Here is a 22,218-nt window from a genome sequence, read left to right as displayed (position 1 = left end):
AAGCTAGCCGGGATACCCGACAACTTCTGTCCTGTTTTCCGAGGTGTTCTCCACGGTGTTCTCCAGGGTGATCTCGTCGGGTCCGGAGACCTCCTTGAGCTCGCCGTCGAGCACCAGCCAGCGCGTGATGCCGATCGACTCCAGGAACGGCAGGTCGTGGCTGGCGACGATCAGCGCGCCCTCGTAGCTCTCCAGGGCCGTCGCGAGCTGGCGGACGCTCGCCATGTCGAGGTTGTTCGTCGGCTCGTCGAGCATCAGGAGCTGCGGCGCGGGCTCGGCGAGCAGCAGCGCCGCGAGCGCCGCCCGGAACCGTTCGCCGCCGGAGAGCGTGTCCGCCCGCTGGTCGGCCTTCGCGCCCTTGAACAGGAAGCGGGCGAGGCGCGCCCGGATCCGGTTGTTCGTGGCGTCGGGCGCGAACCGCGCGACGTTCTCGGCGACGGTCCGCTCTTCGTCGAGTACGTCGAGACGCTGCGGCAGGAAACGCAGCGGGACGTGCGCCTCCGCCTCCCCGCCGAGCGGGTCGAGCTCGCCGCTGATGGTCCTGAGCAGCGTCGTCTTGCCCGCGCCGTTGCGGCCGACCAGCGCGATCCGCTCGGGCCCGCGCAGCTCGAACCGGCCGCTCACGCGGGAGCCGTAACGGAGTGTCAGCTCCTGCAGCGTCAGGACGGTGCGGCCCGGCGGGACCGCGGTGTGCGGCAGATCGACGCGGATCTCGTCGTCGTCGCGCACCGCCTCGACGGCGTCGTCCAGGCGCTCCTTGGCCTCGGCCAGCTTCCCCTCGTGCATGATGCGGTGCTTGCCCGCGGACTCCTGGGCGGCCCGCTTGCGCGCTCCCATGACGATCTTCGGCTCACGCTTCTGGTCCCACATCTTCTGGCCGTACCGCTTGCGGCGGGCCAATTTGACCTGGGCCTCGACGAGTTCGCGCTTCTGCTTGCGCAGGTCGGACTCGGCGGCCCGCACCATGCGCTCCGCCGCCTCCTGCTCGACGGCGAGCGCTTCCTCGTACGCGCTGAAGTTGCCGCCGTACCAGGCCACTTCGCCGTCCCGGAGGTCAGCGATCTGGTCGACGCGGTCCAGGAGCTCCCGGTCGTGGCTGACCACGACGAGCACTCCGGACCACGCCTCGACGGCCGCGTACAGGCGCCGCCGGGCGTGCAGGTCCAGGTTGTTGGTCGGCTCGTCGAGCAACAGGACGCCGGGCCGCTTCAGCAACAGCGCGGCGAGGCGAAGGAGCACCGACTCGCCGCCGGAGACCTCGCCGGTGGTGCGGTCGAGGCCGATGTGGCCGAGGCCGAGCTGGGCGAGGGTCGCCGTGGCGCGCTCCTCGACGTCCCAGTCGTCGCCGACGGCCGTGAAGTGCTCCTCGCTCGGGTCGCCCGCCTCGATGGCGTGCAGCGCGGCGCGGGTGCCGGCGATGCCGAGCACCTCGTCGACGCGCAGGGCGGTGTCGAGGGTGATGTTCTGCGGCAGATAGCCGACGTCGCCCGCGGTGCGTACGGTGCCCTCGCCCGGGGTGAGTTCGCCGGCGATCAGCTTCAGGAGCGTCGACTTGCCGGATCCGTTGCGGCCGATCAGGCCGGTCCTGCCGGGGCCGAACGCGGCCTGCAGGCCGTCGAAGACGGTGGTGCCGTCGGGCCAGGCGAAGGCGAGCGACTTGCAGGTGATGGACGTGGTGGGGGACGGCGACATAGACATACAGGCCTCGCGGTTGCTTGGTGGTGCGCGGGTGAGGGGCAACGCGTGCGGGACACCGCGAGGGTCGTGTGCGCCGGGGCAGCCGGATGCCAAAGACCGGAGGCCGGGAGATGGAGAAAGGCCCTGCGCCGGAACGGACGGCTCTTGTGCCGAGGTCGCACCCGACGTGCACAGCGAGGAATTCGATGAACTCATGGAACAGCGAAGAGTTCAGGAAGGCTGTGACGCGGTGTCTCAAGACCTCAGACGAGCAACGTCCTTCTCCGATCGACGGCAACAGAAGCGCTATACACCGTAAAGGGGGTGCGGGTTCCTGTCAACGGGTTACCGTGCCCCGGAAGGCGCGGGCCGGGCGTGACGCCCGGCACCAGCGTGCCGGGCCGGCCCGCGGTCGCGCAAAGGAGTTTTTCCGTGTCGCTGTCCTTTGGGGCCCACGGCTCCCTCTCGCTGCCCGCCCGTGTCCTGCTGCTCTCCTGGCGCGCCGACGACGGCACGGGCGCGTCCGCCCCCGACCTTCATCTGACGGTGCGGGCCGCCGCGCTCGCCGACCTCGCCCGGCGCGGGCTGCTGTCCGACGACGGCGGCATCGTCACACCCGTACTCGGCGGCCGCACCGGCGACGACGCCCTCGACGCGCTCATGGAACTCGTCGAGGAGTCCCGGCCGCGCAGCTGGCGAGCCTGGATGACGCGCCGCTCCCGCCACCAACTCCGAGAGCTGAAGGACCAGTTGGTCAGGGACGGTCAGCTGCGCGCCGAGCGCACCCGGGTCCTCGGCGTCTTCCCCTCCCGGCGGTACGTCCTGGAGGGCACCGCGTATGCCGACGCGCTGCGCGCCGAGTGCCTGGCGGTCCTGCGCGGCCCCGTGCCCGTCGCGGAGGTCCCCGAGGACGACGCGGCCCTCGTGGTCTGCGCGGCCACCGGAAAACTGCGCGCCGTCGTGGGAGCGGGGGACCGGCGGCGGTACCGGGAGCGCCTGGAGGCCCTCACCGACCGCGCCGGGGCCCGCTCACCGGAACTGCGCGCGCTGATGTGGGAACTGCGGAAGGCACTGGCGTCGGCGGTGGCCGCGGCGGAGGAGGGGCGGCTGCCCGGAGGCGAGGGCGGGGGCGAGGGCGGGCACGGGGGCGGCGGGAGCGGGAGCAGGGCTGGGGGCGGCCCGGCGTAGATGTCGGATTCTCGCCAGACCCGCCCCCGCGGCCCTGCTTGGGTGCTGCTCATGACGAACCAGCACCAGCACGTCACCGCGACCGCCTTCCGCGCCCTGCACACCCCCGGTACCCCGCTCGTCCTGCCCAACGCCTGGGACATCGCCAGCGCCCGTATCGTCGAGGCGGCCGGAGCCCCCGCCGTCGCCACCACCAGCGCAGGCCTCGCCTGGGCCCTCGGCGCAGCCGACGGCGACCGCCTGACCCGTGACCGCGCGCTCGCCGCCGTCGCCGGGATCGCCGCGGCCGTCGACGTACCGGTGACCGCCGACATCGAGAGCGGCTACGCGACGGACGCGGCGGGCGTCGCCGACACCGTGCGCGCCGCGCTGGCGGCGGGCGTCGTCGGCGTGAACATCGAGGACGGCCTGTACGGGACGGACCGGCCGCTGCGGTCGGCCGCCGAGCAGGCCGAGCGGATCGCGGCCGCGCGCGGTGCCGCCGACGCGGCCGGTGTGCCGCTGTTCGTGAACGCGCGCATCGACACCTATCTGCGGAGTGTGGGCGAGCGGCCGGACGCCCGGCTCGCGCTGACCCTGGAGCGGGCCGCCGCGTTCCTCGCCGCGGGCGCGGACGGGGTGTTCGTGCCCGGAGCGGTCGATCCGGCGACGGTGAAGGCGCTGGTCGAGGGCGTCGACGGGCCGGTCAACGTGATGGTGGGACCGGGCGCGCCGCCGGTGGCGGACCTCGCCGGTCTCGGCGTCGCACGCGTCAGCGTCGGCGCGGGCATCGCGCAGGCGGCGCATGCGCTGGTCCGCGGGGCCGCGCGGGAACTGCTGGCCGAGGGGACGTACGGGACGCTGGCGGGCGGGCTCGACTACGGGGAGCTGAACGAACTGCTCGGCAGGTGAGGCGGGCTGGGCCGCAGGGCCGTGGGGTCGCTGGGGCGCGGGGTCGCGGGGGCGCGGCGGCGAGCCGGGGCTCAGCAGGCGTCGGTCAGCAGGCGTCGGTCAGCAGGCCTCGTCGCTCAGCAGGCGTCGCGCATCAGCTCGGCCAGGTCGTGGTCCAGGTCGACGTGCAGGTGCTCCTGGCCGGCCGGCACCAGGGCGGCCGTGCGGTGCAGGAAGCGGCGCAGTTCGCCGGTGCGGATGTGCACGATGGCCGTGCCCTCGGGGGCGTGGAACTCCAGGACCGTGCGGTCGTAGCCGTACGGCCTGACCCGCACGTCGCCGTCGCCCACGGCGGTCTCCACGCCGTGCGTGAGCAGTTCGCGGGCGAACGTCCAGTAGACCTCGACGCCTTCCAGCGTCGCCGGGGCCGGGAAGCTCATCCGGACGGCGAACGGGTCGCGCTGGTCGTAGTGGAGCGTCGCGGGAATGGTCGGCATCCGTGGCGCGGCGGCGACCAGGCGGGCCTCAACGGCTTGCTCGATGACAGTGGACAACGCCTGCTCCCTCAACTCTGACTGCTGGACGACCGGGGTGTGCACGACCGGGGTCGGTCACTTGAATAGACGTTGGAAACGGAAGATCCGTGCACGCGAGGACCCCTCCGGAGCGAGTGACCTCTGTCACCGCGACAACGCCCGACCGCGTCCGGTGCCCGGGGGCCGCTGCCCGGGCGACCCTCGAAAGGCCCAGTTCGGCCGTCTGTCGGCCATCTGGACGGGGCCCCGGGCGTGGGCTAGCTTCGCCCCGCCACGACAGGCACGGGGCCGGTGGACCGGGAGGGGCGTGCGATGCGGACGAGGCGTACGGAGCGTACGGAGGTACGTACGAAGGAGCGGGCCGGACGGGAGCGGCCGATCAGCACCGGGCGTACGAGACGCGGTGTGTGGGCCGGACTGGGCGCGGCGGCGCTCGCGCTGACGTCGGTCGCGGCGGTCCAGCCCGCGGGCCACGCACCGGATCCGGCCCCCTCGGCCACGTCCCGGCCCCCTGCCTGGTCGCTCAAGACCACCGGCACGGACTCCCGCTTCCGGGGCCTCGCGGCCGTCAGCCGCGGCACCGCGTGGGTGGCAGGCTCGAAGGGCACCGTGCTCCGCACGACGGACGGCGGCGCGAGCTGGCGGAACGTGTCGCCGCCCGTGGCGCCCGGCGAGACGGCCCTGGAATTCCGGGACGTCGAGGCGTTCGACGGGCGGCGCGCGGTCGTCCTCGCGATCGGTGAGGGCGAGGCGTCACGCGTCTTCCGCACCACCGACGGCGGCGCCACCTGGACGGAGTCCTTCCGCAACACCGACCCGCGGGCGTTCTACGACTGCATGACGTTCTTCGACCGGCGCCACGGCCTGGCGATGAGCGACCCGGTGGACGGCAAGTACCGCATCCTGTCGACCGCGGACGGCGGCCGCTCCTGGAAGGTCCTGCCGGACAAGGGCATGCCCGTGGCACAGCAGGGCGAGTCGGGCTTCGCCGCGAGCGGCCAGTGCCTGGTGAGTTCGGGCCCGCGCGACGTGTGGCTCGCGACGGGCGGCGCGGCCCGCGCGCGGGTGCTGCACTCGGCCGACCGCGGCCTGACGTGGACGGCCACGGACGCCCCCATTCCGGCGGGCGACCCGGCCCGCGGCGTCTTCGGCGTGGCCTTCCGCGACCGTACGCACGGCATCGCGGTCGGCGGCGACTACCGCCCCGGCGAGCAGTCGCCGAAGGCGGCCGCCGTGAGCCGCGACGGCGGCCGCACCTGGGAAGCCGCCGCGCGGCCCGTCCCCGCCTACCGCTCGGGCGTCGCCTGGATCCCGCACACCCGCCGCACGGCCCTCGCGGTCGGCCCCACGGGCACGGACCTCACGAGGGACGGCGGCCGCACCTGGCGCACGGTGGACACCGGTTCGTACGACACCGTCGACTGCGCCCGCGACCTGGGCTGCTGGGCGGCGGGGGAGAAGGGACGGGTGGCACGGCTGGAACCGGGACGGCCGGGATAGCGGGGACAGCCGGGATCAGGCGGGCAACTCCTGCCGGTACGGCGCCAGTTCGGCCGCCGTCTTCGTCGCGAGGAACTCGGTGATCCGGTACGAGCACACGCCGCCGACCGTGAACGGGTCGCTCGCCGCCAGCTTCTCGATCTCCGCACGGCTGTCGCCCACGGCGATGATGACGCCGCCGTCGCGCGGGTTCTTGCGCCCCGACGCGATGAAGACGCCGGCCGCGTACTGCGCGTCCAGCCAGGCGACATGGTCGGCGAGAAGGGCGTCGACGCGGTCGACCGGGGCGGTGTAGGTCAGCTCCATCACGAACATGATCGTCAGGCTACTCCGACGCGGCTGACGCGATGACACCCGTACCAGCTGCACCCGAACCGGCGGCACTCGTCCCGGCGGCCCTCGAACCAGCGGCACTCGTCCCGGCGCCGCCCGTTCCGGCAGCATCCGTCCCGGCCGCGCCGAACCACCTGCGCAGCTCGCCCAGCAGTCCCGCCTGGTCCGCACCCACCCACGCCACGTGGCCGTCCGGGCGCAGCAGCACCGCGGGCACGTCCAGTTCCTCCAGTTCCGCGCTGCCGTCGACGACGTGGTCGACCCGGTCCGCCCACCCCGTCACCGAGAGCCGTCCGGCCGGGTCGAGCAGCAGTCCGCGGCAGCCGTGCATCAGGTCGTAGAGGCGCCCTTGCTTCAGCGGCAGGTCCCGCATCCGCCGGCCGAGCAGGTCGTGGCCCTCGCCGAAGTCGTAGCGGACGTCGACCGCGGTGACCATCGCGGTCACGTACCGGTTCACCTCCTCGATGTCCATCAGCTTCGAGAGCAGCTTCCGCAGGGCGGTCGGACCCGGCTCGGTCCCCAGGAGCGTGATCTGCGCGCGGGTGTTGTCCAGGACGCGGGCGCCCACCGGGTGCCGTTCGGCGTGGTAGGTGTCCAACAGGTCGTCCGGCGCCCAGCCGTTGACCGCGGCGGCCAGCTTCCAGCCGAGGTTGAACGCGTCCTGCACGCCGAGGTTGAGCCCCTGCCCGCCGGTCGGCGGGTGGATGTGCGCCGCGTCGCCGGCCAGCAGCACACGGCCCGCCCGGTAGCGCTCGGCCTGTCGGGTGGCGTCGCCGAACCGGGACAGCCAGCGCGGCGAGTGCACGCCGAAGTCGGTGCCCGCGACCGCCCGCAGCTGCTGCTTGAACTCCTCGAGGGTCGGCATCGCACGGTCCTCGGCCACGCCGTCGGCGGGCACGATGACGCGGTACACGCCGTCCTGGCCGGGGACCACGCCGAACCGCAGTTGGGTCTTGCGGACCTCCTCGACGACTGCGGTGACCGTCGCCGGATCCTCGGTCATCTCCATGTCCCCGAGCAGCGTCTCGACCGTGGCGGGCTCGCCGGGGAACCCGATGCCGGCCAGCTTGCGCACCGCACTGCGGCCGCCGTCGCACCCGACGAGGTAGCGCGAGCGCAGCCGCGTGCCGTCCGCCAGCTCGACGGTCACCCCGGCCCCGGCCTCGTCATTGTCTTCGGTCTCACCGTCTTCGGTCTGACTCAGCCCGACCACTTCGCAGCCGCGCCGGACCTCGGTGCCGAGTTCGAGGGCACGCTCGTTGAGCAGCCGCTCGGTGACCGGCTGCGGCGTGGCCACGCCGAACGGGTGCGCCGTGTCCAACTGCTCCGGCCACGGCTTCATGATGCCGCCGAAGAGGCCGCCGACCTGGAACTTCTCGCTGACCGCGAGGAACCGGTCCAGCATGCCGCGCTGGTCCATCACCTCGACGCTGCGCGTGTGCAGGCCCTGCCCGCGGGACTCCTTGGTCGGCTCGGTGAGCTTCTCCAGCACGACCACGTGCACTCCGTGCAGCCGGAGTTCGGCGGCCAGCATCAAGCCGGTCGGCCCACCACCGACGACGATCACGTCGATCATTACGAACCTCATCCATTTCCGCAGGTCATGGCTTAGGCCGATGATTCTGCGGCACCCCCCGGGCCTTGCCGCAAGCCCCCTGGTGCGCTATACCTTGAGCATGGCGGGGACGAGTTCCTCGCCATTCGGCTGTTCTGGCCCACTGTCTCCGTTCCGGCGCCACAGCCTTCCGCCGTCGCGGGTGAGCCCACCCCTTAGGCTCGGCACACCATGAACACGCCCACCGTGACGATTCCTCCCCTGCCCGCCGACTGGCCCGCGGACGAGTCCGCGGCGCGTGCCGTCCAGGACGGCCTGCGCGAGCGGGTCGTGCGCGACGAGCCGGGGCCGCGCCCGGGGACCGGACACGTCACGGGCGTCGACGTGGCGTACGACGACGAGCGCGACGTGGTCGCCGCGGCGGTCGTGGTCCTGGACGGGGCGAGCCTCGACGTGGTGGAGGAGGCGACGGCGGTCGGCCGGGTCGCCTTCCCGTACGTTCCGGGCCTGTTGGCGTTCCGCGAGATCCCGGCGGTGCTCGCCGCCCTGGACGCCCTCGAGGCCGACCCGGGCCTCGTCGTGTGCGACGGGTACGGCATCGCGCACCCACGCCGCTTCGGGCTCGCGAGCCACCTCGGCGTGCTCACCGGCCGGCCCACGATCGGCGTCGCCAAGAACCCCTTCACGTTCTCGTACGAGGCGCCGGGTGCCGCGCGCGGCAGCGCGGCGCCGCTCCTCGACGGTGCTGAGGAGGTCGGCAGCGCGCTGCGGACGCGCGAGGGCGTGAAGCCGGTGTTCGTCTCGGTGGGCCACCGCGTGACCCTCGCCGACGCCCGCGCCCACACCCTGCACCTCACCCCGCGCTACCGCCTGCCGGAGACCACCCGCAGGGCCGACGCGCTGTGCAGGTCGGCCCTGCGCGAGGCGACAGCGGGCTAAGTGGTGGGCTGCGGTTCGGTGGCGCCCTGAAGGGGCGCGGGGAACTGCGCGACCAGCCCAGACGGGCCCGCAGGCACACGACGGCCTGGTTCGGCACATCCAGCGGAGCGCTTACGCAGCGACCGCTGGCCGCACCGCCGCCACCCGGAACCCGATCCCCGCGTCCGTGAGCCGCGCGGTCAGCGCGTCGCCCATCGCCACGACCGGGGTCACCTGCCCCGCGACGTCGGGCAGTTCGTCCAGGGCCAGCGACATCGCGGCCTCCGCGAAGATCTTCGCGGTCTCGCCGTATCCGGGGTCGCCGCCCCGCACCTCGGTGAACACCCGCTGCCCGCCGCCCTCGCCGACGAAGCGCAGGGAGAACCAACTGGCCGCCCGCCGGGCCGCGTCGGGCCCCTCGCCGGGCTTGAGCAGGCCGGAAAGGCGGCGCCGCGCGGGCGGCACCTGCGCCGCGGCGAACAGCGCGCCCGCGGCGGCCACCCCGCCGAGGGCGACGGGCAGCGACTTCACGGCGGCGTAGTAGCGGTAGCGGAAGTCGGGGCCGTAGCGGGGCAGCGCCCGCGCGGACCGCTGCACCACCTGCGGGTCGATGGTCGGCAGGGGGAGGGCCCAGGCGCCGACCTCGGGCGCGTAGCGCGGGGCGCTCGGCGGGGCGTACGCCTTGCGGTCCACGAGCCGTGGCTCGTGCCGCCGCCGGTCGCGGGCCGCGGCGAGCATCTGCCGGCCGCGCGCGAACTGCTGCAGCGCGGACGCGAACGTACCGCCGGAGAGGCGCGCGCCGGCGGTGATGAAGCCGTCCACGCGCAGCGGCACGTCCTCGGGCAGCTGCCGCACGGTGAAGTACGCGCCCAGGTCGTGCGGCACGGAGTCGAAGCCGCACGCGTGCACCAGGCGCGCGCCGGTCTCCCGCGCGCGGGCGTCGTGCCGCACGTACATGAGGTCCACGAACTCGGGCTCGCCGGACAGGTCGGCGTAGTCCGTGCCGGCCTCCGCGCAGGCGGCCACCAGGTCCTGGCCGTAGCTGAGGTACGGGCCGACGGTGGTGGCCACGACGCGGGTCCGCGCGGCCATCTCGCGCAGCGAGGCCGGGTCCGCGGCGTCCGCGTGCACGACGGGCAGCTCCGCGCAGCCCGGACGGTCCGCCGCGAGGCGCTCGCGCAGCCGCCGCAGCTTGCCCGCGTCGCGTCCGGCGATCGCCCACCGCAGGGTGTCGGGCGCGTGCTCGGAGAGGTACTCGGCGGTCAGCGCGCCCACGAAACTCGTGGCTCCGAAGAGCACGATGTCGTACGGACGGTCCTGGTCGTGACTGGTCATGGCACCTCTCAGTCGTGTGTCCCGCGCCGTTGTCGGTGGCTGAGGCTAGCGTGTGGGGCAAGGGGCGCCGACGTGAAGGGCGCCCATCAAGGTGCCGAGGAGGTGCCATGCCGGACGCCGCGGACAAGGCGGGACCGAAGCCGAAGCAGCCGGAGAAGACGAAGCCGAAGCAGGCGAAGCAGCCGGAGAAACCGGATAAGCCGAAGAAACCGTCCAGGGCCGCGCTGGCCAAATGGGAGCGGGTGCGGGTGTTCGCCCTCGATCTGCCCGGCGCCACCGAGGAGTTCCCCTGGGGCGAGTCGGTCGCCAAGATTCACAAGAAGGTGTTCGTCTTCCTGGGCGTGAACGACGGCAGCTATCCGCTCGCCGTCACCGTCAAGCTCACGGACGAGGTGACGCACACGCACGCCCTGACCGCCCCCGGCGCCGAGCCCGCGGGCTACGGCCTGGGCAGGTCCGGCTGGGTCCGGATCCCCCTGGAGGAGAAGGGCGCCCCGAGCGCGGAGCTGCTGTACGACTGGGTGGAGGAGAGCTACCGGACGATCGCGCCGAAGAAGCGCGTCGCGGAGCTGGACGACAACAGATCCGGCTAGACGACGGCAGATCTGGCTAAGCGCTTGCTCGTCAGGGGCTTGTGCGGAGTGGAACGCGTTCTTAGCATCATTGGCATCACTGGTGTTACATCGGTTGTGTCATAGCGCTGGGGGCTCAATGGCAGTGCCGGACAAGGGCGTTCACGGGCCGCTGGCCGGGGTGCGCGTGGTCGAGCTGGCGGGCATCGGGCCCGGCCCGTTCGCCGCCATGCTGCTCGCCGACCTCGGCGCGGACGTGGTGCGCGTCGATCGCCCCGGCGGGCCGGGCCTCGCGATCGACCCTGCGTACGACGTCACCAACCGCAACAAGCGCAGCGTCGTCGTCGACCTCAAGGCACCCGGAGGCGCGGACCGCGTGCTCGCCCTGGCCGAACGGGCGGACGTGCTGATCGAGGGCTTTCGCCCAGGAGTCGCCGAGCGGCTCGGCGTCGGCCCGGAGAGCTGCCACGCCCGCAACCCGAAGCTGGTCTACGGCCGGATGACCGGCTGGGGCCAGCAGGGCCCGCTCGCACAGCGCGCCGGACACGACATCGCGTACATCGCCGTGACCGGAACGCTCGGCATGATCGGCGCCCCGGGGGAGCCGCCCGCCGTCCCGGCGAACCTCGTCGGGGACTACGCGGGCGGCTCGCTGTACCTGGTCGTCGGCGTCCTCGCCGCGCTGCACCACGCACGCGCCACCGGCAGCGGCCAGGTCGTGGACGCCGCCATCGTGGACGGCGCCGCGCATCTGGCCGCGATGATCCACGGCATGGTGGCGGCGGGCGGCTGGCAGGACCGCAGGGGCGCCAACCTCCTCGACGGCGGCTGCCCGTTCTACGGCACCTATGAGACGGCGGACGGGCAGTACATGGCCGTCGGGGCTCTTGAGCAGCAGTTCTACGACGAGTTCATCGAGCTCATAGGCCTGCGCGAGATCGCCCCGGCCCGTAAGGACCTCGCGCGCTGGGGCGAGCTGCGGGACGCCGTGGCAGCCCGCTTCAAGACGCGTACCCGCGCGGAGTGGACGGCCCTCTTCGAGGGCTCCGACGCCTGCGTGGCGCCCGTCCTGTCGCTGCGGGAGGCCCCGCACCACCCGCACCTCGCCGCCCGCGGCACGTTCACCGACCACGGCGGCATCACCCAGCCCGCCCCGGCGCCGCGCTTCTCCGCGACACCCGTCTCCGTACGCACCGGCCCCGCCCAGCCGGGCGCCGACACCGCGGCCGTGGCCCGCGACTGGGACGTATCGGCCCTGCTCGACCCCACCCAGGAAGGCGCCTGATGGAGATCTCCACCCCGCTTGCCTACGCGGGCGACCCGCGCGAGGGCGTCGACGCCGTCGTGGCCCTGGAACGGGCGGGCCTCGACGCCGTCTGGGTCGCGGAGGCCTACGGCTTCGACTCGCCCACGATCATGGGCTATCTGGCCGCCCGCACCGAGCGCGTGCGGATCGGCGCCGGGATCCTCAACGTCTACTCGCGCACGCCCGCCCTCATCGCCCAGACCGCCGCGGGGCTCGACGCGATCTCCGGCGGCCGCGCGATCATGGGCCTGGGCGCGTCCGGACCGCAGGTCGTCGAGGGCTGGCACGGCAAGGCGTACGACAAGCCGCTCGGCCGCACCCGCGAGGCGGTCGAGCTGACCCGCCGCATCCTGCGCCGCGAGGTCATCGACCACCACGGCATCACGGACATGCCGCTGCCCCCGGAGAAGGGCGGCAGGCTCGGCAAGCCCCTGAAGATCCTCACCAAGCCCGTGCGCGCCGAAGTCCCGCTGTACATCGCCTCCTTGGGACCGGCGAACGTGGCGATGACGGCCGAGATCGCCGACGGCTGGCTGCCCACCCTGTTCATCCCGGAGAAGGCGCACGAGGTGTGGGGCGCGCCCCTCGCCGAGGGCCGCGCCCGGCGCGATCCGGCGCTCGGCCCGCTCCAGGTCGTCGCGGGCGGACTGCTCGCCATCGGCGACGACGCGGCGTCCGCGCGCGACCTCGCCCGGCCCCAGATCGCCCTCTACGTAGGCGGCATGGGCGCCGTGGGCAAGAACTTCTACAACGACCTGGCGGTCGCGTACGGCTACGAGAAGGAGGCCGCGCGCATCCAGGAGCTGTACCTCGCGGGCCGGAAGAAGGAAGCCGAGGCCGCCGTGCCGGACGAGCTCTGCGAACTGATGTCGCTGTGCGGCCCGGCGAGTTACGTACGCGAGCGGGTCGAGGTGTTCCGCGCCGCGGGCGTCACGATGCTCAACGTCATCCCGGTCGGACCCGACCCGGCCAAGCTCGTCGAAACCGTCAAGGACTGGCTCTAGGGCCGACGAGGCCACCCACAGAGGCGCCGAGGAGGCCACCCACACATGAAGCGGCAGATCTTCGCCCCCGAGCACGACGCGTTCCGCGACACCGTCCGCACCTTCCTCGCCAAGGAGGTGCTGCCGCACTACGAACAGTGGGAGAAGGACGGCGTCGTCTCCCGCGAGGCGTGGCTCGCGGCCGGGCGCCAGGGCCTCCTCGGGCTCGCCGTGCCCGAGGAGTACGGAGGCGGCGGGAACACCGACTTCCGCTACGCCGCCGTGCTCGCCGAGGAGTTCACGCGCGCGGGCGCCGCGGGCCTGGCCGTCGGCCTGCACAACGACATCATCGGGCCGTATCTGACGGGCCTCGCCACCGACGAGCAGAAGCGCCGCTGGCTGCCCGGCTTCTGCTCCGGCGAGACCATCACGGCGATCGCCATGACCGAGCCGGGCGCGGGCTCCGACCTGCAGGGCATCCGCACCGCGGCCGAGGACAAGGGCGACCACTGGCTGCTCAACGGCTCCAAGACGTTCATCTCGAACGGCATCCTCGCGGACGTCGTCATCGTCGTCGCCAAGACGACCCCGGAGGGCGGCGCCCACGGCCTCTCCCTCCTGGTCGTCGAGCGCGGCATGGCGGGCTTCGAGCGCGGCCGCAACCTCGACAAGATCGGCCAGAAGGCCCAGGACACCGCCGAACTGTTCTTCAACGACGTGCGCGTGCCCAAGGAGAACCTGCTCGGCGAGCTCAACGGCGCGTTCGTGCACCTGATGACGAACCTCGCGCAGGAACGCATGGGCATCGCCGTCGCCGGGATCGCCGCCGCCGAGTATCTGCTGGAGATCACCACGGCGTACGTCAAGGAGCGCGAGGCGTTCGGGCGCCCCCTGGCCAGGCTCCAGCACATCCGGTTCGAGATCGCGGAGATGGCCACCGAGTGCGCCGTGACGCGCACGTTCCTCGACCGGTGCATAGTCGATCACTCGAACGGGGATCTCGACGCGGTGCACGCGTCGATGGCGAAGTGGTGGGCCACCGAGCTGCAGAAGCGCGTCGCCGACCGCTGTCTGCAACTGCACGGCGGCTACGGCTACATGACCGAGTACCGCGTGGCCAAGGCCTTCACCGACGGACGCATCCAGACCATCTACGGCGGCACGACCGAGATCATGAAGGAGATCATCGGCCGTTCCCTCCTCGGCTGACCTCTCCAGCCCCCGTAACCTCCGATAACCCCGAAAACCCCCGAAAGGCTTGACGCGTGACCACCGAAGCGTACGTATACGACGCGATCCGCACCCCGCGCGGACGCGGCAAGGCGAATGGTGCCCTGCACGGCACCAAGCCGATCGACCTCGTCGTCGGGCTGATCCACGAGATCCAGGCCCGCTTCCCCGGCCTCGACCCGGCCGCCATCGACGACATCGTGCTCGGTGTGGTCGGTCCCGTCGGCGACCAGGGGTCCGACATCGCGCGGATCGCCGCCATCGCCGCCGGACTGCCGGACACGGTCGCGGGCGTCCAGGAGAACCGCTTCTGTGCCTCGGGTCTGGAGGCGGTCAACCTCGCGGCGATGAAGGTCCGTTCCGGCTGGGAGGACCTGGTGCTCGCGGGCGGCGTCGAGTCGATGTCGCGGGTACCGATGGCCTCCGACGGCGGCGCCTGGTTCGCCGACCCGATGACCAACTGGGACACGAGCTTCGCGCCGCAGGGCATCGGCGCCGACCTGATCGCCACCATCGAGGGCTTCAGCCGGCGCGATGTCGACGAGTACGCCGCGCTCTCCCAGGAGCGGGCCGCCGCGGCCTGGAAGGAAGGCCGCTTCGCGAAGTCCGTCGTACCGGTCAAGGACCGCAGCGGCCTGGTCGTCCTCGACCACGACGAGCACCTGCGCCCCGGCACCACCGCCGACTCCCTCGCCAAGCTGAAGCCGTCCTTCAAGGACATCGGCGACATGGGCGGCTTCGACGCCGTCGCGCTGCAGAAGTACCACTGGGTCGAGGAGATCGACCACGTCCACCACGCGGGCAACTCCTCGGGCATCGTCGACGGCGCCTCGCTGGTCGCCATCGGCACCAAGGAGGTCGGCGAGCGCAACGGCCTCACCCCCCGCGCGCGGATCGTCTCCGCGGCCGTGTCCGGTTCCGAGCCGCTGATCATGCTCACCGGCCCGGCGCCCGCGACCCGCAAGGCGCTCGCCAAGGCCGGCCTGACCATCGACGACATCGACCTCGTCGAGATCAACGAGGCCTTCGCGGCCGTCGTGCTGCGCTTCGTCAAGGACATGGGTCTGTCCCTGGACAAGGTCAACGTCAACGGCGGCGCGATTGCGTTGGGACATCCCCTTGGCGCGACCGGAGCGATGATCCTGGGCACGCTCGTCGACGAACTCGAGCGCAGGGACCTCCGGTACGGGCTGGCCACGCTGTGCGTGGGCGGTGGCATGGGCATCGCCACGATCGTGGAACGGGTCTCCGGCTAAGCGCCGGTGGGGCTGTTGTCCGTCGCCGACTGCGGGTGCGTTGTGGCTGGTCGCGCAGTTCCCCGCGCCCCTGAAGGCATGCGGCTTCGCCGCAGCCTTCCCGTTCAGGGGCGCGGGGCCGTGACACATGCGGCTCCGCCGCGCGGGCGCGACCAGCCCCCACCGGCGGTCAGACGGCCACGACTCCCCAGCCGCCCTCCCCAGATTCCGCCTGCCACAGACTTCACGGAGACATCGACATGACCGAAAGCACGACCATCCGCTGGGAACAGGACGACACCGGCGTCGTCACCCTCGTCCTCGACGATCCCAATCAGTCCGCGAACACCATGAACCAGGCGTTCAAGGACTCCATCGCCGCGATCGCCGACCGCGCCGAGGCCGCCGTCCAGGCGGACAAGGACGCGATCCGCGGCTTCATCTACACCTCCGCCAAGAAGACGTTCTTCGCGGGCGGCGACCTCAAGGAGATGATCCAGGTCGGCCCCGAGAACGCCCGGCAGGCGTTCGAGGCGGGCACGGGCATCAAGAACTCGCTGCGCCGCATCGAGACCCTCGGCAAGCCCGTCGTCGCCGCCATCAACGGCGCGGCGCTCGGCGGCGGTTACGAGATCGCGCTCGCCAGCCACCACCGCGTCGCGCTCGACGCCCCCGGCTCCAAGATCGGCCTGCCCGAGGTCACCCTCGGACTGCTCCCGGCGGGCGGCGGCGTCACCCGCACCGTACGCCTCATGGGCATCGCCGACGCGCTCCTGAAGGTGCTGCTCCAGGGCACCCAGTACTCCCCGCGGCGGGCCCTGGAGAACGGCCTCGTGCACGAGGTGGTGGCGACGGAGGAGGAGATGCTGGCCGGCGCCCGCGCCTTCATCGACGCCCACCCCGAGTCGCAGCAGCCCTGGGACGTCCCCGGCTACCGCATCCCGGGCGGCACCCCGGCCAACCCGAAGTTCGCCGCCAACCTGCCCGCGTTCCCCGCCAACCTGAAGAAGCAGCTCGCCGGCGCCCCCTACCCGGCGCCGCGCAACATCCTCGCCGCCGCCGTCGAGGGCTCGCAGGTCGACTTCGAGACGGCGCTGACCATCGAGGCCCGGTACTTCACCGAGCTGGTCACCGGCCAGGTCTCCAAGAACATGATCCAGGCGTTCTTCTTCGACCTCCAGGCCGTCAACGCAGGCAGAAACCGGCCCAAGGGCATCGAGCCGAAAACCGTCCGCAAGGTCGCCGTGCTCGGCGCCGGAATGATGGGCGCGGGCATCGCCTACTCCTGCGCCCGCGCGGGCATCGAGGTCGTCCTGAAGGACGTGTCCGCCGAGGCCGCGCAGAAGGGCAAGGGCTACTCGGAGAAGCTGTGCGCCAAGGCGGTCTCCCGCGGCCGTACGACGCAGGAGAAGGCGGACGCGCTGCTCGCCCTCATCACACCCACCGCCGACCCCGCGGACCTCGCGGGCTGCGACGCCGTGATCGAGGCGGTCTTCGAGGACCCGGCCCTGAAGCACAAGGTGTTCCAGGAGATCCAGGACGTCGTCGCCCCGGACGCGCTGCTGTGCTCCAACACCTCGACGCTGCCCATCACGGCGCTCGCCGAGGGCGTGTCCCGGCCGGTCGACTTCATCGGCCTGCACTTCTTCTCGCCGGTCGACAAGATGCCGCTCGTGGAGATCATCAAGGGCGAGCGCACCGGCGAGGAGGCACTGGCCCGCGCCTTCGACCTCGTACGCCAGATCAACAAGACGCCGATCGTCGTCAACGACTCGCGCGGCTTCTTCACCTCGCGCGTCATCGGGCACTTCATCAACGAAGGCGTCGCGATGGTCGGCGAGGGCGTCGAGCCCGCGTCGGTCGAGCAGGCCGCCGCCCAGGCCGGCTACCCGGCGAAGGTCCTGTCCCTCATGGACGAGCTGACGCTCACGCTCCCGCGCAAGATCCGCAACGAGAGCAAGCGGGCGATCGAGGAGGCGGGCGGCACCTGGCCCGCGCACCCCGCCGAGGCCGTCATCGACCGCATGATCGACGAGTTCGGCCGCACCGGCCGCAGCGGCGGCGCGGGCTTCTACGAGTACGGCGAGGACGGCAAGCGCGCGCGGCTGTGGCCGGGCCTGCGCGAGCACTTCGCCAAGCCGGGGTACGAGATTCCGTTCCGGGACATGCAGGAGCGGATGCTGTTCTCCGAAGCGCTCGACACGGTGCGGCTCGTGGAGGAGGGCGTCCTGACGTCGGTCGCCGACGCCAACATCGGCTCCATCTTCGGGATCGGCTTCCCGGGCTGGACGGGTGGTGTGCTCCAGTACATCAACGGGTACGAAGGCGGGCTGCCGGGCTTCGTGGCCCGCGCGCGTGAGCTCGCCGAGCGCTACGGCGAGCGGTTCACGCCGCCCGCGCTGCTCGTGGAGAAGGCCGAGAAGGGCGAGAAGTTCAGCGACGGCTGACCCGGCCGAGCGCGCCGCGCGGGGATGGCTCAGGTCCCCGCGCACGCGGGGGAGCTCAGTCCCGTACGCGCCCGGGGGAGTGGCTCAGGTCTCCTTGAGCCACTCCCGCAGCTCCTCCTTCAGCGACCGCTGGAAAGCCGTCACCAGCGCCTGCACCACCAGCGGCTGCATATGGGCCGAGAGGGACCGCATCGCCGCGACGTGCTCCGGGTCCGACTCCCGCTCGCGGTAGGGCCCCCACACCTCGTCCCGGAACAGCCGGGACAGCTCGTGCGCCGCCGAGCGCGTGTGCTCCATCAGGACCGTGCGCGCGGCCAGGATCGTCTCGTGCGCGATCGGTACGCCGAGCAACTGCACGCCGAGCCGCAGCAGTCCGGTGTCCACCCGGTAGCGGTCGTCCGTCTCGGCGTACGCGATCACGCCCATGGCCGCGAGACGGTCCAGGTCCTCGCCCGACAACGCCCGCCCCGCCCGGCGCTCCAGCTCCGCGCGGGACATGTGCTCCGCGCCCTCCGGTGCCCAAGAGGCCACCACCGCACGGTGAATGGCCAGGTCGTGCGCGCTCAGGCCGGGCGGCAACTGCTCCAGATACCGCTCGATCGCGGCGAGCGTCATGCCCTGGTGCTGCAACTCCTCGATGAGGGCGAGCCGGGACAGATGCTCCTGGCCGTAGTGGCCCACGCGGCGCGGGCCGATCACCGGCGGCGGCAGCAGGCCCTTGGTGCTGTAGAAGCGGATCGTGCGGACCGTGACGCCCGCCTGCGCGGCCAGCTCGTCGACCGTGAACGTCGAGCCGTCGTCCGTGTCCGTCGACCGCTGCTCCGTGTCCGTCGTCATGGCGGCGCGTCACCTCCCCGGCTGTGCATCTGTGCGGTGCAACAGTATTGCTGTGCCACCACTGTTGTGAAAGCCTCCGGCCCAGTCACACCACGTAGCCGAAGCCGAACCGACGGTGCCAGGAGGCGGTTTCATGAGCACGATCCTGCGTCTTCCCGCAGACCCGGCCGACATCACCTTCCCCGCCCTGCTGCTGCGCAACGCCGAGGACCACCCCGAACTGCCCGCGCTCTCCTGGCGCGAGGGCCCCGGCTGGACCACGCTCACCTGGGGCGAGGTGCGCCGCAAGACCGCCGTCCTCGCCACGGGGTACGCGGCGCTCGGTGTGCGCCGCGGCGAGCACGTCCTGATGATGATGGGCAACAGCCCCGAGCACTGGCTGAGCGATCTCGCCCTGACGCACCTGGGCGCCGTCCCCGTCACCGTGTACGGCAGCTCCGCGCCCGAGCAGATCGCGCACATCGTCCGGCACAGCCGCGCCCGCTTCGCGATCATCGAGGGCGAGCGGGAACTCCCGCGCTGGGAGCCCCTCCTGGACGACGCGACGGCTCCCCTGGAGCGCCTGGTGGTCGTCGACCCGGCCGCCGCCGGACCGCACCGCACGTACGGCTCGCTGCACGCGAGCGGCGCCCGGCTGTTCGACCCCGACGCCTTCGAGAAGGCCTGGCGCGAGATCCGGGCCACGGAGCCGCTGACCGTCGTCTACACCTCGGGCACCACCGGCGAACCGAAGGGCGTGCGCCTGTCCCACCGCGGCGTCGTGGGCAACGGCATCGCCCTGGACACCGTGATCGACTTCCCCCAGCACGTGGGCCACATCTCTTACCTGCCGTTCGCGCACATCGCCGAGCGCATGCTCGGGATCTATCTGCCGCTGCTCCGCGCCTCGCACGTCTACCTGTGCGCCGAGCCGACCCAAGTGGCCGCCACCGCACGCGAGTTGCACCCCCGCCAGTTCTTCGGCGTGCCGCGCGTGTGGGAGAAGCTCGCCGCGGCCGTGAAGGCGGCGCTCGCCGGGCTGCCCGAGGAGCGGCGGCGCGCCGTCGAGGCCGCGAACGAGACGGCACGCGCCCACGTCGACTGCCGCGAGCGCGGCGAGGAGCCGCCCGCCGCTCTGGAGGCGGCGTACCGCGAGGCCAAGGAGAAGGTCCTCGACCCGCTGCTCGCGCTCGCCGGATTCGACCAGCTGCTGTGGACGGCGAGCGCGGCCGCGCCGATGCCGGTGGACGTGGCCCGGTTCTGGGCGGGCTTCGGCCTGGTGGTCATGGACGCGTGGGGGCTGACCGAGACGACGGGCGTGGTCACCACCAACGGCCCCGGCGCCTTCCGGCTCGGCTCCGTGGGCAAGCCGCTGGACGGCATGGAGATACGCGTCGCCGACGACGGCGAGATCCTGGTGCGCGGCCCCTTCGTGTGCGACGGCTATGTACGGGCCGACGGCGGCGTGGACGGCGTACGCGACGCCGACGGCTGGTTCGCGACCGGGGACATCGGGCGGCTCGACGACGACGGCTATCTGTGGATCACCGACCGCAAGAAAGAGATCATCGTGACGTCCACGGGCAAGAACGTGGCGCCCGCGCTCGTCGAGAACGCCCTCAAGGAGCACCCGCTGATCGGCCAGGCCCTGGTCCACGGCGACGGTCGCTCCTACCTGGTGGCGCTGCTCGTCCTCGACCCGGAGATGGCGCCCGCCTGGGCCGCCGCCCACGGCATCGACACGGCCAGTGCCGAGTCCGCCGCAGGACTGGCCGGCCACCCCGCCGTGCGGGACGAGATCGCCCGCGCCGTCGAGGCGGCCAACGCGCGCCTCAACCGCACCGAGCAGATCAAGAAGTACCGGCTGCTCACCCAGGAGTGGAGCCCGGAGTCCGGGGAGCTGACGCCGTCCCTGAAGCTGCGCCGCAGGGTCATCAGGGACAGGTACGCGGACGTCATCGAGGGCCTGTACACGGCGTGACGCGGGCGTGTACAGGCGGCGCCCAGCATGTGAGAAGTGCCGCTATGTGATCTGTGCCACCGCATCCGGAGGGGCCTCTGAGGGAAGGTGTCGCGTTGGTCCGCCCACGTCAGGGGTGTGGCGGGACCGCAGCACATCCGGACCCCGGAACCTCTTCCGGGCACCACAGAGTGGATCTTCCACGTGAGCAACGACGCCGTAGACACGGCCGCGGACGCCCGCACTGCGTCCCAGGCCGCCCCCGCGGACGCGGGCGACGCCGGTTACAGCAAGGACCTCAAGGGCCGCCACGTCAACATGATCGCGATCGGTGGCGCGATCGGCACCGGCCTGTTCCTCGGGGCGGGCGGCCGCCTCCACTCGGCGGGCCCCGCCCTCGCCGTCGCGTACCTCGTGTGCGGCATCATCGCCTTCTTCGTGGTCCGTGCCCTCGGCGAGATGGTCCTCTACCGGCCCTCGTCCGGCTCCTTCGTCAGTTACGCCCGTGAGTTCCTGGGTGAGAAGGGCGCGTACGTCGCCGGCTGGATGTACTTCCTCAACTGGTCGACGACGTGCATCGCCGACATCACGGCCATCGCGCTCTACACGCACTACTGGAGCTTCTTCACCGACATCCCGCAGTGGCTGCTCGCGCTCGCCGCGCTCGCGGTGGTCCTCGCCGTGAACCTGATCTCCGTGAAGTGGTTCGGCGAGATGGAGTTCTGGTTCGCGATCATCAAGGTCGCGGCGCTCGTGGCCTTCATGTTCATCGGCATCTTCCTCGTCTCCACCCAGCACAAGGTGGGCGGCGAGACGCCCGGCCTGAACATGATCACCGACCACGGCGGCTTCCTGCCGAACGGCCTGATGCCGGTCGTGATCGTCCTCCAGGGCGTCGTCTTCGCGTACGCGTCCCTGGAGCTGGTCGGTGTCGCCGCGGGTGAGACCAAGGACCCGCAGAAGGTCGTGCCGCGCGCGGTGAACTCGATCATGTGGCGCGTGGGTGTGTTCTACGTCGGCTCGGTCGTGCTGCTCGCCCTGCTGCTTCCCGGCTCGGTCTACTCGGCCGACGAGAGCCCCTTCGTCACCGTGCTCTCCAAGATCGGTGTCTCGGGCGCCGGTGACGTGATGAACTTCGTCGTCCTCACCGCGGCCATGTCCTCGCTGAACTCGGGTCTGTACTCCACCGGCCGTATCCTGCGCTCCATGGCGATGGCGGGCTCGGCGCCGAAGTTCACGGCGAAGATGAACCGCAACCAGGTGCCCTACGGCGGCATCCTGCTCACCGCCTCGGTGGGTGTGCTCGGCGTCGCCCTGAACCGCGTGGTGCCGGACCAGGCGTTCGAGATCGTCCTGAACGTGGCGTCGCTCGGCATCATCGGCACCTGGATCAGCATCATGGTGTGCCACCTCGCCTTTGTGCGCCGAGCCAAGGAAGGCCACCTGACCAGGCCGAACTTCCGCCTGCCCGGCAGCGGGGTCACGCAGTACGTCACGATCGCCTTCCTGCTCGCCGTGCTCGGCCTGATGTGGAAGGACGCCGAGGTGGGCCGCAAGACGCTCTTCCTCATCCCGATCGTGGCGGCCGGGCTCACCGTCGGCTGGTACGCGATCCGCCGCAAGGCCGACCGCGACACCGAGCGGGAGGCGGCGGAGCTCAGCAAGTAGTTCCCGCGGGGCGGGAGCTTTCGCAGCGGGCGGTTGCAGCGGGCGGTGCCCTTCGGGGCGCCGCCCGCTGCCGTGTCCGTGCGGTGCGG

18 protein-coding genes are annotated in these 22,218 nt (G+C 72.1%); 12 read left to right on the top strand and 6 right to left on the bottom strand.

The annotated features are described in order from the left end of the window. Positions 1–3 precede the first annotated feature (3 nt). Positions 4–1,698 (bottom strand): ABC-F family ATP-binding cassette domain-containing protein, encoded by a 1,695-nt coding sequence (locus AC0KTA_RS05340; RefSeq protein ID WP_481053939.1) that lies wholly within the window; start codon positions 1,696–1,698, stop codon positions 4–6. A 411-nt stretch (positions 1,699–2,109) separates the two neighbouring features. Between AC0KTA_RS05340 and AC0KTA_RS05335 the strand changes: the two genes are divergently transcribed. Both AC0KTA_RS05335 and AC0KTA_RS05330 read left to right on the top strand, forming a co-directional pair. Beyond that, complete coding sequence (locus AC0KTA_RS05335; protein ID WP_481053938.1) at positions 2,110–2,865, top strand: GOLPH3/VPS74 family protein; 756 nt, start codon at positions 2,110–2,112, stop codon at positions 2,863–2,865. Between the two features lie 51 nt (positions 2,866–2,916). After that, positions 2,917–3,756 (top strand): isocitrate lyase/PEP mutase family protein, encoded by an 840-nt coding sequence (locus AC0KTA_RS05330; protein WP_481053937.1) that lies wholly within the window; start codon positions 2,917–2,919, stop codon positions 3,754–3,756. Positions 3,757–3,872: 116 nt separating this feature from the next. Here AC0KTA_RS05330 and ssgD read toward each other — a convergent pair whose 3' ends face one another. Next, positions 3,873–4,289 carry a spore wall synthesis regulator SsgD gene (ssgD, locus tag AC0KTA_RS05325; RefSeq protein ID WP_481053936.1) on the bottom strand — a complete coding sequence of 139 codons (417 nt, stop codon included), beginning with the start codon at positions 4,287–4,289 and terminating at the stop codon, positions 3,873–3,875. A gap of 294 nt (positions 4,290–4,583) precedes the next feature. Between ssgD and AC0KTA_RS05320 the strand changes: the two genes are divergently transcribed. Then, positions 4,584–5,771, top strand: a complete 1,188-nt coding sequence (locus tag AC0KTA_RS05320) for a WD40/YVTN/BNR-like repeat-containing protein (protein WP_481053935.1) — start codon at positions 4,584–4,586, stop codon at positions 5,769–5,771. Between the two features lie 15 nt (positions 5,772–5,786). Here AC0KTA_RS05320 and AC0KTA_RS05315 read toward each other — a convergent pair whose 3' ends face one another. Next, positions 5,787–6,086 carry a YciI family protein gene (locus AC0KTA_RS05315; protein ID WP_481053934.1) on the bottom strand — a complete coding sequence of 100 codons (300 nt, stop codon included), beginning with the start codon at positions 6,084–6,086 and terminating at the stop codon, positions 5,787–5,789. Between the two features lie 10 nt (positions 6,087–6,096). Continuing rightward, on the bottom strand, positions 6,097–7,680 hold the full coding sequence (gene rox, locus AC0KTA_RS05310) for a rifampin monooxygenase (protein ID WP_481053933.1): 1,584 nt from the start codon (positions 7,678–7,680) through the stop codon (positions 6,097–6,099). Between the two features lie 210 nt (positions 7,681–7,890). On the opposite strand from rox, the gene AC0KTA_RS05305 reads away from it, so the two are divergent. Beyond that, a complete protein-coding gene (locus AC0KTA_RS05305; RefSeq protein WP_481053932.1) occupies positions 7,891–8,598 on the top strand; it encodes an endonuclease V in 708 nt (235 codons plus the stop codon). Positions 8,599–8,709: 111 nt separating this feature from the next. Here the strand turns inward: AC0KTA_RS05305 and AC0KTA_RS05300 are convergent, their stop codons facing one another. Then, positions 8,710–9,912 (bottom strand): saccharopine dehydrogenase family protein, encoded by a 1,203-nt coding sequence (locus AC0KTA_RS05300; protein WP_481053931.1) that lies wholly within the window; start codon positions 9,910–9,912, stop codon positions 8,710–8,712. 107 nt (positions 9,913–10,019) lie between these two features. On the opposite strand from AC0KTA_RS05300, the gene AC0KTA_RS05295 reads away from it, so the two are divergent. The 6 genes from AC0KTA_RS05295 (at position 10,020) to AC0KTA_RS05270 (ending at position 17,685) form a co-directional block, all read left to right on the top strand. Then, a complete protein-coding gene (locus tag AC0KTA_RS05295) occupies positions 10,020–10,505 on the top strand; it encodes an MmcQ/YjbR family DNA-binding protein (RefSeq protein ID WP_481053930.1) in 486 nt (161 codons plus the stop codon). A gap of 118 nt (positions 10,506–10,623) precedes the next feature. Next, positions 10,624–11,769 carry a CaiB/BaiF CoA transferase family protein gene (locus AC0KTA_RS05290; RefSeq protein ID WP_481053929.1) on the top strand — a complete coding sequence of 382 codons (1,146 nt, stop codon included), beginning with the start codon at positions 10,624–10,626 and terminating at the stop codon, positions 11,767–11,769. Further along, positions 11,769–12,794, top strand: a complete 1,026-nt coding sequence (locus AC0KTA_RS05285; RefSeq protein WP_481053928.1) for an LLM class F420-dependent oxidoreductase — start codon at positions 11,769–11,771, stop codon at positions 12,792–12,794. Before AC0KTA_RS05290 ends, AC0KTA_RS05285 begins: the two co-directional genes overlap by 1 nt. 45 nt (positions 12,795–12,839) lie before the next feature. Beyond that, entirely contained in the window at positions 12,840–13,982 is a 1,143-nt protein-coding gene (locus tag AC0KTA_RS05280; protein ID WP_481053927.1) for an acyl-CoA dehydrogenase family protein, read from the top strand. A gap of 56 nt (positions 13,983–14,038) precedes the next feature. After that, entirely contained in the window at positions 14,039–15,259 is a 1,221-nt protein-coding gene (locus AC0KTA_RS05275; RefSeq protein ID WP_481053926.1) for an acetyl-CoA C-acetyltransferase, read from the top strand. A gap of 239 nt (positions 15,260–15,498) precedes the next feature. Beyond that, positions 15,499–17,685: a 3-hydroxyacyl-CoA dehydrogenase NAD-binding domain-containing protein gene (locus tag AC0KTA_RS05270; protein WP_481053925.1), complete on the top strand. Its 2,187-nt coding sequence runs from the start codon at positions 15,499–15,501 to the stop codon at positions 17,683–17,685. 84 nt (positions 17,686–17,769) lie between these two features. On the opposite strand, the gene AC0KTA_RS05265 is transcribed toward AC0KTA_RS05270, so the two are convergent. Beyond that, a complete protein-coding gene (locus AC0KTA_RS05265; protein WP_481053924.1) occupies positions 17,770–18,522 on the bottom strand; it encodes a MerR family transcriptional regulator in 753 nt (250 codons plus the stop codon). A gap of 133 nt (positions 18,523–18,655) precedes the next feature. Here AC0KTA_RS05265 and AC0KTA_RS05260 point away from each other — a divergent pair, with 133 nt between their 5' ends. Together AC0KTA_RS05260 and AC0KTA_RS05255 are read left to right on the top strand one after the other, a co-directional pair. Next, positions 18,656–20,482: an AMP-dependent synthetase/ligase gene (locus AC0KTA_RS05260; RefSeq protein ID WP_481053923.1), complete on the top strand. Its 1,827-nt coding sequence runs from the start codon at positions 18,656–18,658 to the stop codon at positions 20,480–20,482. 183 nt (positions 20,483–20,665) lie between these two features. Then, a complete protein-coding gene (locus tag AC0KTA_RS05255) occupies positions 20,666–22,129 on the top strand; it encodes an amino acid permease (RefSeq protein WP_481053922.1) in 1,464 nt (487 codons plus the stop codon). The last annotated feature ends 89 nt before the right edge of the window (positions 22,130–22,218 follow it).

It is taken from the genome of Streptomyces sp. Y309, assembly GCF_056712025.1.
This window is presented reverse-complemented; position numbering and strand designations above follow the sequence as displayed.

Excerpts from the sequence above, each read along its gene's own strand:
- AC0KTA_RS05340 (WP_481053939.1), bottom strand. The coding sequence starts at position 1,698 with ATGTCTATGTCGCCGTCCCCCACCACGTCCATCACCTGCAAGTCGCTC.
- AC0KTA_RS05330 (WP_481053937.1), top strand. The coding sequence starts at position 2,917 with ATGACGAACCAGCACCAGCACGTCACCGCGACCGCCTTCCGCGCCCTG.
- AC0KTA_RS05320 (WP_481053935.1), top strand. The coding sequence starts at position 4,584 with ATGCGGACGAGGCGTACGGAGCGTACGGAGGTACGTACGAAGGAGCGG.
- AC0KTA_RS05315 (WP_481053934.1), bottom strand. The coding sequence starts at position 6,086 with ATGTTCGTGATGGAGCTGACCTACACCGCCCCGGTCGACCGCGTCGAC.
- rox (WP_481053933.1), bottom strand. The coding sequence starts at position 7,680 with ATGATCGACGTGATCGTCGTCGGTGGTGGGCCGACCGGCTTGATGCTG.
- AC0KTA_RS05305 (WP_481053932.1), top strand. The coding sequence starts at position 7,891 with ATGAACACGCCCACCGTGACGATTCCTCCCCTGCCCGCCGACTGGCCC.
- AC0KTA_RS05300 (WP_481053931.1), bottom strand. The coding sequence starts at position 9,912 with ATGACCAGTCACGACCAGGACCGTCCGTACGACATCGTGCTCTTCGGA.
- AC0KTA_RS05295 (WP_481053930.1), top strand. The coding sequence starts at position 10,020 with ATGCCGGACGCCGCGGACAAGGCGGGACCGAAGCCGAAGCAGCCGGAG.
- AC0KTA_RS05290 (WP_481053929.1), top strand. The coding sequence starts at position 10,624 with ATGGCAGTGCCGGACAAGGGCGTTCACGGGCCGCTGGCCGGGGTGCGC.
- AC0KTA_RS05285 (WP_481053928.1), top strand. The coding sequence starts at position 11,769 with ATGGAGATCTCCACCCCGCTTGCCTACGCGGGCGACCCGCGCGAGGGC.
- AC0KTA_RS05280 (WP_481053927.1), top strand. The coding sequence starts at position 12,840 with ATGAAGCGGCAGATCTTCGCCCCCGAGCACGACGCGTTCCGCGACACC.
- AC0KTA_RS05270 (WP_481053925.1), top strand. The coding sequence starts at position 15,499 with ATGACCGAAAGCACGACCATCCGCTGGGAACAGGACGACACCGGCGTC.
- AC0KTA_RS05265 (WP_481053924.1), bottom strand. The coding sequence starts at position 18,522 with ATGACGACGGACACGGAGCAGCGGTCGACGGACACGGACGACGGCTCG.
- AC0KTA_RS05260 (WP_481053923.1), top strand. The coding sequence starts at position 18,656 with ATGAGCACGATCCTGCGTCTTCCCGCAGACCCGGCCGACATCACCTTC.